This is a genomic window from Shewanella benthica KT99 (assembly GCF_000172075.1).
GTDB classification, from domain to species: Bacteria; Pseudomonadota; Gammaproteobacteria; order Enterobacterales; family Shewanellaceae; genus Shewanella; species Shewanella benthica_A.
On record NZ_ABIC01000036.1, the window covers coordinates 29,742 to 44,208 of the forward strand.

11 protein-coding genes are annotated in these 14,467 nt (G+C 47.3%); 5 read left to right on the plus strand and 6 right to left on the minus strand.

The window, feature by feature from the left end; translation table 11 throughout:
• Positions 1-372: 372 nt before the first annotated feature.
• A complete protein-coding gene (locus KT99_RS15075) occupies positions 373-972 on the minus strand; it encodes a DNA-3-methyladenine glycosylase I (RefSeq protein ID WP_005501645.1) in 600 nt (199 codons plus the stop codon).
• Between the two features lie 180 nt (positions 973-1,152).
• Between KT99_RS15075 and glyQ the strand changes: the two genes are divergently transcribed.
• The gene (gene glyQ, locus KT99_RS15080; protein ID WP_040572064.1) at positions 1,153-2,058 is read left to right on the plus strand and encodes a glycine--tRNA ligase subunit alpha; all 906 of its coding nucleotides are present in this window, start codon (positions 1,153-1,155) and stop codon (positions 2,056-2,058) included.
• An 11-nt stretch (positions 2,059-2,069) separates the two neighbouring features.
• The gene (gene glyS / locus KT99_RS15085; protein WP_005501649.1) at positions 2,070-4,139 is read left to right on the plus strand and encodes a glycine--tRNA ligase subunit beta; all 2,070 of its coding nucleotides are present in this window, start codon (positions 2,070-2,072) and stop codon (positions 4,137-4,139) included.
• Between the two features lie 190 nt (positions 4,140-4,329).
• On the opposite strand, the gene KT99_RS15090 is transcribed toward glyS, so the two are convergent.
• Positions 4,330-5,397 carry an HDOD domain-containing protein gene (locus tag KT99_RS15090; RefSeq protein ID WP_005501651.1) on the minus strand — a complete coding sequence of 356 codons (1,068 nt, stop codon included), beginning with the start codon at positions 5,395-5,397 and terminating at the stop codon, positions 4,330-4,332.
• A 144-nt stretch (positions 5,398-5,541) separates the two neighbouring features.
• Here KT99_RS15090 and pxpB point away from each other — a divergent pair, with 144 nt between their 5' ends.
• The 3 genes from pxpB to pxpA are packed head-to-tail and all read left to right on the plus strand — an operon-like array spanning position 5,542 to position 8,038.
• Positions 5,542-6,309, plus strand: coding sequence for a 5-oxoprolinase subunit PxpB (gene pxpB / locus KT99_RS15095; RefSeq protein WP_005501657.1), 768 nt, complete (start codon positions 5,542-5,544; stop codon positions 6,307-6,309).
• Positions 6,306-7,265: a biotin-dependent carboxyltransferase family protein gene (locus KT99_RS15100; RefSeq protein ID WP_005501659.1), complete on the plus strand. Its 960-nt coding sequence runs from the start codon at positions 6,306-6,308 to the stop codon at positions 7,263-7,265. The genes pxpB and KT99_RS15100 overlap by 4 nt, the downstream gene beginning before the upstream one ends.
• 26 nt (positions 7,266-7,291) lie before the next feature.
• A complete protein-coding gene (gene pxpA, locus KT99_RS15105) occupies positions 7,292-8,038 on the plus strand; it encodes a 5-oxoprolinase subunit PxpA (RefSeq protein WP_005501661.1) in 747 nt (248 codons plus the stop codon).
• A 397-nt stretch (positions 8,039-8,435) separates the two neighbouring features.
• Here pxpA and gyrB read toward each other — a convergent pair whose 3' ends face one another.
• The 4 genes from gyrB to dnaA form a co-directional block, all read right to left on the minus strand.
• Positions 8,436-10,856 carry a DNA topoisomerase (ATP-hydrolyzing) subunit B gene (gene gyrB / locus KT99_RS15110; protein WP_040572065.1) on the minus strand — a complete coding sequence of 807 codons (2,421 nt, stop codon included), beginning with the start codon at positions 10,854-10,856 and terminating at the stop codon, positions 8,436-8,438.
• Position 10,857: 1 nt separating this feature from the next.
• The gene (recF, locus tag KT99_RS15115) at positions 10,858-11,955 is read right to left on the minus strand and encodes a DNA replication/repair protein RecF (RefSeq protein WP_005501669.1); all 1,098 of its coding nucleotides are present in this window, start codon (positions 11,953-11,955) and stop codon (positions 10,858-10,860) included.
• A 199-nt stretch (positions 11,956-12,154) separates the two neighbouring features.
• Positions 12,155-13,255: a DNA polymerase III subunit beta gene (dnaN, locus tag KT99_RS15120; RefSeq protein ID WP_005501670.1), complete on the minus strand. Its 1,101-nt coding sequence runs from the start codon at positions 13,253-13,255 to the stop codon at positions 12,155-12,157.
• Positions 13,256-13,274: 19 nt separating this feature from the next.
• A partial coding sequence (gene dnaA, locus KT99_RS15125; protein ID WP_005501671.1) for a chromosomal replication initiator protein DnaA occupies positions 13,275-14,467 on the minus strand: 1,193 nt, incomplete at its 5' end.

The following is a 14,467-nucleotide window of genomic DNA, read 5'->3' on the forward strand; positions in this document are numbered from 1 at the left end:
TAACTTTGCTGCCAGATTTTAATTTCAGGAAAATTATTTTTTAAGTGAAAAAGCTAAAAAATAATTTAATATCGCTTCGCGATGTAAGAGAACAACATAAATAAAGTCTGAAAATAAAAAGAGTGTTCCACGTGGAACACTCTTTTTTTAGTTTCTAGAACCTAGGCTCTAGTTCCTAGGAAGTTTTCTTTTACCAGAGAGTGCAACGAACATCGAACAGGCGCAGCCATCGTCTTGGCTTTTCCCCTGCTCTTCCTTCTCCAAAAACCTAGCCCCTAGGAACTTTTATTTCCAGAGAGTGAAACGAACGTCCACAGATGCGCCGTCGTCTTGGCTTTTCCCTTGCTCTTCCTTCTCCTAAAACCTAACCCCTTAGGAACTCGATCCTTCTTTATTACATTTATCATAACAAAAACAATATGTTGCATGATCATTGAACATGCCTACCGCCTGCATAAACGCATAACAGATTGTCGGCCCGACGAAGTTAAAACCCATTTTTTTCAATGCGTTAGACATGGCTTCAGACTCGCTAGTCTTCACGGGGATCTCTTCCATAGCTTCAAAATGGTTCACTATCGGGCTGCCACCAACGAAGCTCCAGAGAAATTCAGAAAAATCATTGCCCTGTTCGCCCTTGGTGTCAGAAAAGTTGGCCATGTAAGCACGAGCATTCTTGATGATGGAGTTAACCTTGAGACGATTTCTGACTATGCCTTTATCTTGAAGTAACTCCTCGACCTTGGCAGCATCAAATTTAGCAATCACAGCAGGATCGAAGTTGGCAAATGCCGCTTCATAGTTTTTTTGTTTCTTGAGAATGGTGATCCAGGAAAGTCCCGCCTGCTGACCATCGAGGCAGAGCTTGGCGAAAAGCTCCTGGCTGCCATACACGGGTCGGCCCCAGACGTAATCATGATAGTCCAGGTAAACTTGATCATCCCCAACCCAGCCGCAGCGCTTCTTGTCCATAGGCCCATTCCCTAAATATAATTTTTATGTTTATTTCCTTTAGGAGATAAAAAATAACCTACATATGCCTATTTCTACAAGGTATAATCGAAACCATTTTTTATTTCCAAGCTAGCTCTAGCGGCTAAATAAGCAACTAGACAAGGTGTTGGTATCATCCTGACGGCGTAGACAGTAGACATGACGACGAAACATGACGTAAAGACATTCCAGGGTTTCATTATGACCCTGCAGGAGTACTGGGCGCAGCAAGGTTGCGCCATCGTTCAACCTCTCGATATGGAGGTTGGCGCCGGTACATTCCACCCACAAACTTTCCTACGTTCATTAGGCCCAGAGCCGATGAACTGTGCCTATGTGCAGCCATGTCGCCGCCCAACTGATGGCCGTTATGGTGATAACCCTAACCGTCTACAGCAATATTATCAGTTTCAGGTAGTGTTAAAGCCGTCTCCGGATAACATTCAAGAATTATATCTGGGCTCATTGGAAGCTGTAGGTGTAGACATGGGCGTTCATGATGTACGCTTCGTAGAAGACAACTGGGAATCACCTACATTAGGTGCCTGGGGTCTGGGTTGGGAAGTCTGGTTGAACGGCATGGAAGTGTCTCAATTCACTTATTTTCAACAGGTTGGCGGTATCGAATGTAGTCCGGTAACCGGTGAGATCACTTACGGTCTGGAACGTCTGGCCATGTATATCCAGGAAGTTGACAGCGTCTATGATCTGGTCTGGACTGATGGCCCCCTGGGCAAAGTTCTGTATGGTGATATTTTCCACCAGAACGAAGTTGAACAGTCAGCTTATAACTTTGAACACGCTAATGTTGAAGTGTTATTCAGAAATTTTGATGATTGTGAGCAAGCTTGCCAGCATCTACTAACACTTAAAAAGCCGCTGCCACTGCCAGCCTACGAGCAAGTCATGAAAGCCTCTCATGCTTTTAACCTGCTTGATGCGCGCCATGCTATCTCGGTTACTGAACGCCAACGTTATATCTTACGTGTTCGCACTATGGCTAAAGGTGTTGCAGAGTCTTACTATCAAGCGCGTGAAGCTCTCGGCTTCCCAATGTGTAAGTAGAGGAATAACAAATGAATGTTGAAAACTTACTGATTGAAGTAGGCACAGAAGAGCTGCCACCGAAATCCCTGCGCAAACTGGCAGAGTCTTTCCTGAGCAACTTTACCGCTGAGCTAAAGAAATCTGAGCTTAGCTTCGAGTCTGCGGTATGGCATGCAACGCCACGCCGCTTAGCAATCTGCGTCAACCAACTTGTTTTAGCTCAGGCTGACAAGGTGGTCGAAAAACGAGGCCCGGCAGTGGCTCAGGCCTTCGATGCCGATGGCAATCCGACTAAAGCCGCCATGGGCTGGGCCCGTGGCAATGGCATCACAGTCGAAGAAGCCGGCCGTCTGAAAACGGATAAAGGCGAATGGTTACTGCATCAGGCAAAAATTGTCGGCGTAGAGACTAAGAGCCTGATCTCGGCGATGGCCCAACGTGCACTAGATAAGTTACCGTTCCCTAAGCCAATGCGCTGGGGCAGCAACAAGACGCAATTTATCCGCCCCGTTCATACGGTGACTATGCTACTTGGCAGTGAAATCGTTGCCGGTGAGCTACTGGGCATAAAATCAGATCGCGTCATTCGTGGTCATCGCTTCATGGGTCAAGCCAGCTTCGAATTAGATCACGCCGATAACTACCTGTCAGCTCTGAAAGAAAAAGGCAAGGTACTCGCCGACTACGAGGCCCGCAAGGCAATCATCAAGACAGATGCAGAAGCTGCTGCGGCTAAGCTTGGCGGCATTGCCGATCTGGAAGACGAACTGCTGGAAGAGGTCTGCTCTCTGGTGGAATGGCCAGTGGTATTAACCGCTAGTTTCGAAGAGAAATTTCTCAATGTACCGTCCGAAGCCTTGGTTTACACCATGAAAGGCGATCAGAAGTACTTCCCGGTATTCGACCAAACGGGTCAACTACTCGCTAACTTCATCTTCGTCACTAACATAGTGTCTAAAGATCCTCAGGTGATCATTTCGGGTAACGAGAAAGTGGTACGTCCACGCCTTGCCGATGCCGAGTTCTTCTTCGAAAACGATAAGAAACAGACATTGGAAGACCGCCTACCGAGTCTGGAAAGCGTGGTGTTCCAGAAGCAACTGGGAACGATTAAGCAACGTGTCGAACGCATCTCTGCAATGGCTGGCTTCATCGCTAGCAGCATAGATGCAAATGCCGAGGAAGCATCTCGTGCAGGCCTGCTGTCTAAGTCAGATCTGATGACCAACATGGTCATGGAATTCACCGACCTTCAAGGCACCATGGGCATGCATTACGCACGCCTCAATGGTGAGACTGAAGCCGTTGCTCTGGCTCTGCAAGAGCAATACAAGCCTAAGTTTTCCGGCGATACTGTTCCTACAGCAGCCATCTCTGTCTGTGTGGCTCTGGCTGAGAAGCTGGATACTCTGGTAGGTATCTTCGGTATCGGTCTGGCACCTAAGGGGGCCGCCGATCCATTCGCACTGCGCCGCGCTGCTATCGGTATCTTACGTATCTGTGTCGAGAATAATCTGCCGCTGGATCTGGTTGACCTTATCGCTAAAGCACAGGCACTACATGGCAGTAACTTAAGCAATGACACAACTGCCGAGCAGGTACTCGAGTTCTTCATGGGCCGTTTCCGTGCCTGGTATCAAGATCAAGGCGTTAGCGTCGACGTGATTTTAGCCGTACTGGCTCGTCATCCAACTTCACCAGCCGACTTCGATAGCCGCATCAAGGCCGTGGCTCACTTCAGGACTCTGGAGCAGGCTTTGGCATTGGCCGCCGCTAACAAACGCGTGTCTAATATTCTGGCTAAGGTTAAAGGTGATATTCCGGCAAGTATCGATGCGAGTTTATTGACTGAAACCGCAGAGAAGGCACTGGCACAGAAGCTCAATGAGCTTCAACCTAAACTGGCCCCTCTATTTGCCTCGGCAAACTATCAGGAAGCACTGGCACTTCTGGCTGACCTACGTGAAAGCGTGGATGTTTTCTTCGAAGAAGTCATGGTCATGGTCGATGACGAAGCATTGAAAAACAACCGTTTAGCCCTGCTTTCAAGCCTACGCGAGCAGTTCCTCCATGTAGCGGATATATCTTTGCTGCAATAAGAAGGTTTAAGTTCCTAGAACCTAGGAACTAAAGAAGCCTCAGAGAAATCTGGGGCTTTTGTATAGGGAAATACTTATCCCCGGACACCATGGATGGTGTAAGAGGAGATTTGTATAGGGAAATACTTATCCCCGGACACCATGGATGGTGTAAGAGGGGATAAGTATAAGCAGCATTTATTGCCTGCTTTTAAATCTCTTTCAGCTGCTCGTGTAAAACCTCAAACTCATCCCGGCTTAGATCTGCATCGATTAATAAGCGTGCCAGACAAGCTTCATCTAGCTTCTTAGCCTGATATAACATCGAGCATTCGCTGATAAGATTAGCCCTCCATATCACACTAGCAAGAACCTCGGTGGGCTTAGTACTGGTATTAGCTAATTGTATGAGCGATGACTCTAAACTAGAGGGTAACAGCCAGCATCTAGCCAATAACGCACTCAGAGTGAGGGATTTAGTGGTCATCACCTGCCTGAATAGCCAAGAGTTAGGCATTTCACCGGGGTCGGCTAACTGAAATGCATCCAACAGCATCTTAAAGATGGCGATTTTGCCTACATCATGGATCAAACCTAACATGAATGCCGTTTCTTGCTCTTCTACCGATAGTTCAGTGGAGATCCGAGTGGACAGAAAGGCCACCTGTAAACTGTGTCGCCAGATTTGCACACCGAAGCGTCGATAATAGATAGGCTTAATGGCTATCATCTCTCGAACCAAACAAGTAGTCACATAGCGTTTGAGCTGCTCTCTTCCCAATTGGACGAAGGCCTGTTGTAGGCTCGCCACTTCATTATCACCTCGTCTGAAAGCCGGTGAATTACACAGTTTCAACAAGTCGACACTCAACACAGGATCCTGCTGAATAAGCTGTATCAGTTGCTTAATCTCGACACTGTCGTCGCTCAAGCGCTTATTTAGCTCTGCCATTCTCGTGGGGAGCTTAAGTACCTTGTCGGCTATATCTTGAGGTGACATCAGCGCATGTTCTACATCACCTATCACCGCTCTCTCTAAATTATTAGCGACTCCGCCGGTGTCATTGGATCTTGTCGGAAAAAGTAGACTATAAAACAGCGCAGCAAGATCAACCGAGTCAGAGATGAGCACTTCCTCTGTCACTGCTTGGGCTAGTGGTTTAGGCGATGCGTTGACTAATTTATCTTGCATACTGCTGTCTTGCCTAAAGCTTTTCGGCTGGGAAATAGAGGTTTTATCTCTGATATTAAACAGCTTATTAAAAAGTTTTCTAACCAATTTGTATGACCGAGATAATAAAGCAGCGCCAGGATAGAAACTGAATCATAGCGCTGAGGAAAATAATCGGTGCAGTTTAGCGGGTTACAAACGAGGTGATAAGTATTATCCTAATTTTTTACTACAATTGATAAAGAACACACCATGAGCGACGAGCTGCAACCTAAGTTATTCCTCCTCGGTGAAAAAGCCCTGGTACTGGATTGTGCCGGTCTATCAGGCTCGAGCAGCAAGCTGGAGATACAGAGACAAATATGGCACATAGCGGATATATGCAGGGCCAGTGGTGATTTTGACGATATTGTTCCAGGTAATAATAATCTCACGTTTTTTTTCAAAGACAGTAAAAAAATCCCTTTCTGGATCAAGCAAATCAACACGCTTTGGAGCAATAAACGGCCTCAAGACAAGCCTGGTAAGCTCATCCAGATCCCGGTCCAATATGGTGGGGAATATGGGCCAGATCTTAATGCTGTTGCCGAGTACCACAAGCTCACTGCGCAAGAGGTGATAGCGATACATACCTCGACTCAATACAATGTGCTATTTCTGGGTTTTCAGCCCGGTTTTCCCTATCTGGATGGGCTGGATGAGCGACTCTTTACCCCAAGATTGGCGACTCCCAGATTATCGATTCCAGCGGGATCTGTCGGTATCGGTGGCGAGCAGACGGGCATATACCCGACTCGGTCACCGGGAGGCTGGCAGCTTATTGGCCGCAGTTCTCTGGCGCTATTCGATGCAACATCTGAGCATGGTGCCCTGCTGGCCCCCGGAGACAGGGTACAGTTTGTCTCGGTACTCTCGATTTCAGAGCCGTCTATTTCAGTTCAAGTAATTTCAGACCTATCTAGTCCCAAGCAGCCTATTTTAAAGCCAGCTAAAGCCAGTCATAAGGAATCCTCAAGATGATAGAGGTACTCACACCAGGCTTGCACACCACAGTTCAAGATCTAGGACGCACAGGCTATCGCCACATAGGCGTACCAGTCTCGGGCGCCTTAGATCGACAAGCCTTGATACTTGCCAATCGTTTAGTCGCTAATCCGGATAATGCCGCAAGCCTCGAACTCACGGCAGGAACATTAGAGCTCAAGTTTCACCGTGATGCCTGGTTTAGCCTGACAGGAGCTCACTATGAGATCAACATAGGCTCCAGGGAGTTCTGGCATGGCTGGCGTAGCAAGATTAATGCCGGAGAAACCCTCTGCCTGAGAGGGCCAAAATCCGGCATGCGTGCCTATCTCGCCGTAGATGGCGGCATAGATGTGCCTATCTGTTTAGGCTCTAGATCGACACTCATGACCGCCGAACTAGGCGGTCACCAAGGTAGAGTTCTCAAGGTCGGGGATCGAATCCCCTTAGGAGATAAACGCTCGCTTTCTAAGCCAATTGGCGCGGTGCAGAGAAATTATTCTAATGAGGTACGCGCCCTGCCCGGACCCGAGATGGCCCTGTTTACCCAAGAGTCACGTAGAGTATTCTGGAGTAGCCAGTGGCAAGTCTCTAACGACAGTAACCGCATGGGAGCACGTTTATCCGGTGAGACGTTAAAATTAGCCCAAGAGCAAAGCTTAAACTCGCATGCAGTTATGCCAGGCACCATTCAGGTTCCGCCATCGGGTCAGCCCATAGTCTTGCTAGCAGACGGACAGACGACTGGTGGTTATCCTAAGATTGCCACTGTGATTGAAGCCGATCTGTGGAAACTAGCGCAGACAAGGCCTGGACAAAAGCTACAATTTATTCACGTGAGTCCAAACCAAGTGGAAGACGCAAACCATGAATGGCAACAATATTTTTATCGTCTCCAAAGAGCAATTGATGCTAATAGCTCTTGCTTACAACTGATCACTTACAGCTTATAACTTAGTATGTGAAACTGAGGTCAATCATGTTATCAAATCCCAAAGGCTACCCGATAGATCTCAATGCCGACTTAGGTGAAGGTGGCGCCAATGATGCAGCCTTACTGCAAGTGATCACTTCGGCCAATATCGCCTGCGGAGGTCATACTGGTGATCAATCGAGTATGCAGACCACGGTGAAGCTCGCGCTAACCTCAGGGGTTCATATTGGCGCTCACCCCAGCTACCCCGATGGTGAAAATTTTGGTCGCCAGCCCATGGTGATTTCAGACCAAGAGTTATTAACCTCACTCTATCAGCAAATTAACTCATTAAAAGCCGTCTGTGACTCCCTAGGCGCTAAAATGTTCCACGTGAAACCTCATGGTGCCCTTTATAATCAGGCTGCGTTCAACGAGCATTTAGGAGGTATCTTAATAGATGTGATTAAACGGATAGATCCAACACTTAAGTTGATGATCTTAGCCGGGAGCCCTCTAGTGAACCAGGCAAAATCACATGGATTAACGATTATCGAAGAAGCCTTTGCCGATCGGCGATATTTAGCAAATGCTAGTCTGGCACCCCGGCAGATGCAAGGCGCCGTGATAGAGGAGGATGCTCAAGCCATGGAGCAAGTTGAGCAGTTACTCGCGAATAAGCCGCTAACAACACTCGATGGAGCCTTGCTGCGACTCAGGGCCGATAGCATCTGTATACACGGGGATAATGAGCATGCACTCAGCTTGGCCAAGCTGATAAGTGCAAGGCTCACGGCAGGAAAGAAGCTGTAAGTTTTAAGTTGTAAGCTAGATCCTGAAACGAGTTCGGGATAACGACTCAAATTCAAGCTGGATTCCGGCCACAAGCATGCCGGAATGACGTATATCTTTCGGCTCAATGCCTTGTTATCTGTCCTAACCTTGCTAGTACTATGGCCTTGTTAGCTTCTTTAAAACATTCCAGACATTAACCCCCTCCTAGACCATCCATGGTCTTCGGGGATAAGCACTCTGACTATCACGGATGATAGGAATGCACAGAGATGTAGGAACATCTCCTGCCATGTACAAAAAAGCCCCGGATTTCTCCAGGGCTTCTCTCATTAGCTATTTGCTTTGAACACTAAATGTTAGCACTTAACGCTTTCCGCCACCTAGTGGCATCAATAGAGATGCGCAGCAGATCTATTTAGACATCCAAGTTCGCTACGTTCAGCGCATTATCTTCGATAAATTTACGACGCGGCTCAACTTGATCACCCATCAAACAGGTAAACAGCTGATCGGCGCCGATAGCATCTTCGATGGTCACTACTAGCATACGGCGCGACTCAGGATCCATGGTGGTTTCCCAAAGCTGCTCAGGGTTCATCTCACCCAATCCCTTATAACGTTGGATATAGAGACCACGTCTGGAATCATTCATCAGCCAGTTAAGCGCCTCGACGAAGGTAGAAATCTCCTTCATTCGCTCACCACGCTTAATGAAACCGCCTTCAACTATGAGCCCTTCGAGCGCCTCTGCAAGCTTAGTCATACGCTCATAGTCGCTGGAATTGAGGAACTCGTAGGTAAACAAGTAGCTAGTATCGATACCGTGCTTACGTATGTGCACATTTGGCAGATATACTTTGCGCTCAGGGTCCATAAACGGCTCGGCTTTATAGATAACACCGCCTGACTCTTTCTCGGTTAGATCTGCGACAAATGCGTCACACCACTGCTTAACCTTAGCCTCATCGGCTAACATATCTGCATCCAGAGCTGGATGATAAAGCATACGTTCGGTCAACAGAGTCGGATAACGCTGCTCTAAACGCGCAAAGATGGTTTCAATTTCGCGATACTGATAAACCAATTTCTCTAACGGTACACCTGAGATAGCTGGTGCATCGGCAGAAGAATGCAGCTCACCACCATCTAGGGCTAAGTTGGTCAGAAACTCAGTCAAGGCCAGCTCATCTTTCAGATACTGTTCCTGTCTGCCTTTCTTCACCTTATAGAGAGGTGGCTGGGCAATGTAAATATAGCCACGTTCGATAAGCTCAGGCATCTGACGGAAGAAGAAGGTCAGCAGTAGAGTTCGAATGTGAGATCCATCGACGTCCGCATCGGTCATGATGACGATGTTATGGTAACGGGTCTTATCTGGATCGTATTCATCAGGACCGATACCACAACCCAGTGCGGTGATCAGGGTCGCGACTTCCTGCGAAGAGAGCATCTTATCGAATCTAGCCTTCTCAACATTGAGAATCTTACCCTTTAGTGGCAGAATCGCTTGGTTCTTACGGTTACGCCCCTGCTTGGCGCTACCGCCAGCAGAGTCACCTTCCACTATGTATATTTCAGAAAGCGCTGGGTCTTTTTCCTGACAATCAGCCAGTTTACCCGGCAGGCCACCTAAATCTAATGCACCTTTACGACGCGTCATCTCACGGGCTTTACGCGCCGCTTCACGCGCACGAGACGCGTCGATAATCTTACCAACGATCAACCTAGCTTCGGTAGGATGTTCCATCAGGTAGTCACCCAACTTCTCACCCATGGTCTGCTCAACCGCCGATTTAACTTCACTCGAAACTAACTTATCTTTGGTCTGAGAACTGAATTTAGGATCTGGCACCTTAACCGAGATAACCGCAGTCAGGCCTTCGCGGGCATCATCGCCGGTAGCACTGGTTTTACCCTTCTTGTTATAACCTTCACGCTCCATGTAAGCGTTTAGGTTACGGGTCAATGCACCACGGAAACCAGCAAGGTGAGTACCACCATCACGCTGAGGAATGTTGTTAGTGAAACAGAAGATGTTCTCCTGATAACCATCGTTCCACTGCATGGCAACTTCGACTGTGATACCGTCGTCGCGCTCATGAATAAAGTGGAACACGTCTTTGTTGACCGGCGTCTTGTTGATGTTGAGGTAATCGACGAAGGCGCTGATGCCACCTTGATACTCGAAAAACTCATCACGGTTATCACGCTCATCGATCAAGCGAATGCCGACTCCCGAGTTGAGGAATGATAACTCACGCACACGTTTAACCAGAATATCGAAATGAAACTCGATATTATTAGTGAAGGTTTTATGACTTGGCCAAAATCTTAATTCGGTACCCGTACTGGTCGCATCACCAATCTCTTTGATCGGCGCATCGGGAACGCCCATGGTATAGAACTGCTCGTAGAGCTTACCATTACGGCGAATAATCAGCTGTAGCTTCTGAGACAGAGCGTTTACTACCGAGACTCCCACTCCATGGAGACCACCGGAGACTTTATAGGAGTTATCGTCGAATTTACCGCCCGCATGGAGTACAGTCATGATCACTTCTGCGGCCGATATACCCTCTTCCGGGTGAATATCAACGGGTATACCACGACCATCATCTTTCACCGAGACCGAACCATCGGTATGGATAATGATGACAATCTCGCTACAATGGCCGGCTAAAGCTTCATCGATAGAGTTATCGACCACTTCGAATACCATGTGATGTAGACCAGAACCGTCGTCGGTATCGCCGATATACATCCCTGGTCTCTTCCGTACTGCATCAAGGCCTTTTAGCACCTTAATGCTCGAAGAATCGTAAACATTCTCTGACATATTATTCTCTCATCGGTTGTTCAATTACCGTTACACGCCCCTGTTCCACATGGAACACCTTACTCGGTGGCGTGTTTAACGAATCTAGTATCGCTGCAGGCTCAATAGCGGTGACAAAAACTTGTGCGCCGGTATCGGTTAACTGCTGCAGCAACAATTGCCTGTGCTTTGCATCCAATTCCGATGGAAGATCATCCACCAGATAAATACTATTCTTATCTATTTGCTGCTTGAGTAACTTCCCCTGTGCAATACGCAGTGCACAGACTAACAATTTCAGCTGTCCCCGCGATAAAGCATCCTGAACCGGCAAGGTGCCGACACGTAATCTCAAATCGGCCTTATGGGGACCGCTAGCGGTATTACCGCTGGATACGTCTCTGGGATATTGCGTCTCTAAGAGCTGCGCATAATCTGTTTTACTATCCCAACCTCGGGTAAAAGAAATCTTCACATCAACCTGAGGTAAAAACTCTTCGATTATACCCTTAAGTAGCTCATTTAACGAGTTTACATATTGAGTTCTAATATCGGTCACGACTTCAGAATAACGCACTAACTCTCTATCCCAATATTGAATCTGAGCGTAGCTAGCTTCATTTTTAAGCAACTGATTTCGTTGCTTTAAAATTCGTTTAACATTGATCCAAGCCGAATGAAAACGTTCATCACAATGGAAGGCTCCCCAATCGATAAACTGACGCCTCGACTTAGGCCCTTCAAACAGCAAGGCAAAGCTCTCGGGAGTGATCACTTGTATCGGCAAAAACTCGGCCAGGGTCGATAAACGTTTGACCTTATCACCATCAATCTTGACCTCGGTCTCACCGCTGCGAAATCGTCGCAGGCCTATCTTGCTCTCTTTACCCTGCACGGTTAAGTTAGCAAATAAGGTTAACTTATCATCCGAGTGTTGAATCACCCGCTGAGAAAGATGACTGCGAAAGGAGCGGCCCATACCAAGGAAATAGATAGCCTCTAAAATACTGGTTTTGCCACTGCCATTAAGGCCATAGATGAGATTGATCCCTTCACCCGGAAGCAGTTGAGCAGAGGCGATATTGCGAAAAGTTTCAATATGAAGACGCGTCAGACTCATTTATGGCTCATTAATCACTTATTCGGGCAAGCTAACAAAATGCACTTAATTTAACGGATAAAAACATCGCAAATCATCAGCTGAAAAATTCAAATAGCCAAGAAGATTAGCATATCCACAGACCACATCAAAGCGCGGATGTCATCCACAAAAAAGGCTGCGTTAGCAGCCTCTTCAAGATTAATTGGGGTTTATAAGACTAGAGCCTCATCGGCATAACCACATACATAGAATTTTCTTCGATATGATTCTCAATCAAGGCACTGGAGTTACCATCGATAAGCGTGATGCGTACCTCGTCTGAGGGTAAGTTATTGAGCACATCCAACAGATAACTGACGTTGAAGCCTATCTCCAATGGAGTGTTATCATATTCTACATCTATGATCTCCTCGGCTTCTTCCTGCTCAGGGTTGTTCGCGGTGATCTTAAGCAGGTTATTCTCTAGCTGTACCCGCACACCACGAAACTTCTCATTCGACAGGATAGAGGCGCGCAACAGAGCCTGCTTAAGTTGGTTGCGACTGGCAATAACGATTTTATCGCCACCCTTTGGCAAGACTCGACGGTAATCTGGGAAGCGCCCGTCGATTAACTTACTGGTCAACACGGCACTCGATGTCGTCGCCCGTATGGCATTGTCACCGATAGCGATAGTCACATCTAAGTCTTCACCTTCGTACAGACGTTGCAGCTCGACAACACCTTTACGGGGCACGATCACTTGCTTCTTTGGCAGATTAGCCTCAATTTTACGATGGCTCAAGGCCAAGCGATGTCCGTCGGTAGCGATGGCACGCAGCACATTGCCATCGGTTTCCAGTAGCAGACCATTAAGGTAATAACGCACGTCCTGGTTAGCCATGGAGAACTGAGTCGCATCGATGAGCGACTTGAGTATGCCCTGCTTAATGGTAAATTCGATATCAGACTCGAAAGCCTCTACATTGGGATACTCTTCCGCCGGCAGTGTCGCTAAGGTAAAGCGACTGCGGCCGGATCTGAGTAACAGACGATTTTCCTGTTGCTCAATTTTTATCTCGACCTGATCTGGGAGTGATTTAACGATATCGAGAAATTTCTTCGCCGGAATGGTAGTACGCCCCTCTTCAACATCACCTTCTAACTGAACCTGACCGACTAATTCGACTTCAAGATCGGTACCTGTCATCTTAAGTGTGTGACCACTTACTTCAACTAAGAGGTTTGCCAGAATAGGCAAGTTATGTCGTCTCTCCACCGCTCCATTAACTAATTGCAGCGGCTTTAATAGGGCATCCCTATCAATTGAAAATTTCATCAGTTTCAATTCCCCAGATTTATGAAGATAAGGTACGGATCAAGTTAGCATAATCTTCTTTAATATCATGATTTTCTTCGCGCAACTGTGCAATTCTACGACATGCATGCAAAACAGTTGTATGGTCACGCCCCCCAAAAGCATCCCCTATCTCAGGTAAGCTCTGGTTGGTTAATTCTTTCGATAGCGCCATAGCCACCTGACGAGGTCTGGCAACACTACGAGAACGACGCTTGGACAGCATATCGGCCATCTTGATCTTATAATATTCGGCAACAGTCTTCTGAATGTTATCTATGGTGACTAATTTTTCCTGCAGCGCCAGCAAATCTCGCAAGGCTTCACGGACGAAATCGATAGTGATTGGGCGACCGGTAAAATTAGCATTCGCTATGACTCGATTCAATGCACCTTCGAGCTCACGAACGTTGGAACGTAATCGCTTAGCGATGAAGAAAGCGACTTCATCGGGTAGATTGACGCCACTCTCCAGTGCCTTACGCATCAGGATCGCCACACGAGTCTCTAGCTCAGGAGGCTCGATCGCCACGGTCAAGCCCCAACCGAAACGAGATTTGAGACGATCTTCTACGCCATCGATCTCTTTCGGATATTTATCTGAGGTCAAGATCACCTGATGATTACCTTCCAATAACGCATTGAAGGTATGGAAGAATTCTTCCTGTGATCTGTCTTTATTGGCAAAGAATTGAATATCATCGATAAACAGTGCATCGACACTACGGTAATAACGTTTGAACTCTTCGATGGCATTATTCTGCAGGGCTTTCACCATATCCTGAACGAAACGCTCAGAATGCATGTAGACCACTTTGGCATTGGGATTATTCTTGATGATAGCATTGCCCACTGCGTGTAACAGGTGAGTCTTACCTAAACCGGTACCACCATAGAGGAATAATGGGTTGTAAGCACCACCAGGATTTTCGGCGACTTGCTGCGCCGCAGCTTTGCCTAATTGGTTCGATTTACCCTCGACAAAATTGTCAAACTGATAAGCTGGATTAATATTACTGCGGTGATTCGTCATGATAGCCGGTTCGGGCATATTCACATTAAATGCAGTCCTAGCCGGTCTGGTATTCATCTGAACTCTTGGGGGAGCCATTGCAGGAGTCGCCTGAACCGGGCGTGGAGCCGCAGGCTTACTGCCTATATCGAAACGTAACGTAGGCGCATCACTACCTAACT

Bases quoted from the DNA above. Each gene is read 5' to 3' on its own strand.
- KT99_RS15075 (WP_005501645.1), bottom strand. From the start codon at position 972: ATGGACAAGAAGCGCTGCGGCTGGGTTGGGGATGATCAAGTTTACCTG.
- glyQ (WP_040572064.1), top strand. From the start codon at position 1,153: ATGACGACGAAACATGACGTAAAGACATTCCAGGGTTTCATTATGACC.
- glyS (WP_005501649.1), top strand. From the start codon at position 2,070: ATGAATGTTGAAAACTTACTGATTGAAGTAGGCACAGAAGAGCTGCCA.
- pxpB (WP_005501657.1), top strand. From the start codon at position 5,542: ATGAGCGACGAGCTGCAACCTAAGTTATTCCTCCTCGGTGAAAAAGCC.
- KT99_RS15100 (WP_005501659.1), top strand. From the start codon at position 6,306: ATGATAGAGGTACTCACACCAGGCTTGCACACCACAGTTCAAGATCTA.
- pxpA (WP_005501661.1), top strand. From the start codon at position 7,292: ATGTTATCAAATCCCAAAGGCTACCCGATAGATCTCAATGCCGACTTA.
- gyrB (WP_040572065.1), bottom strand. From the start codon at position 10,856: ATGTCAGAGAATGTTTACGATTCTTCGAGCATTAAGGTGCTAAAAGGC.
- recF (WP_005501669.1), bottom strand. From the start codon at position 11,955: ATGAGTCTGACGCGTCTTCATATTGAAACTTTTCGCAATATCGCCTCT.
- dnaN (WP_005501670.1), bottom strand. From the start codon at position 13,255: ATGAAATTTTCAATTGATAGGGATGCCCTATTAAAGCCGCTGCAATTA.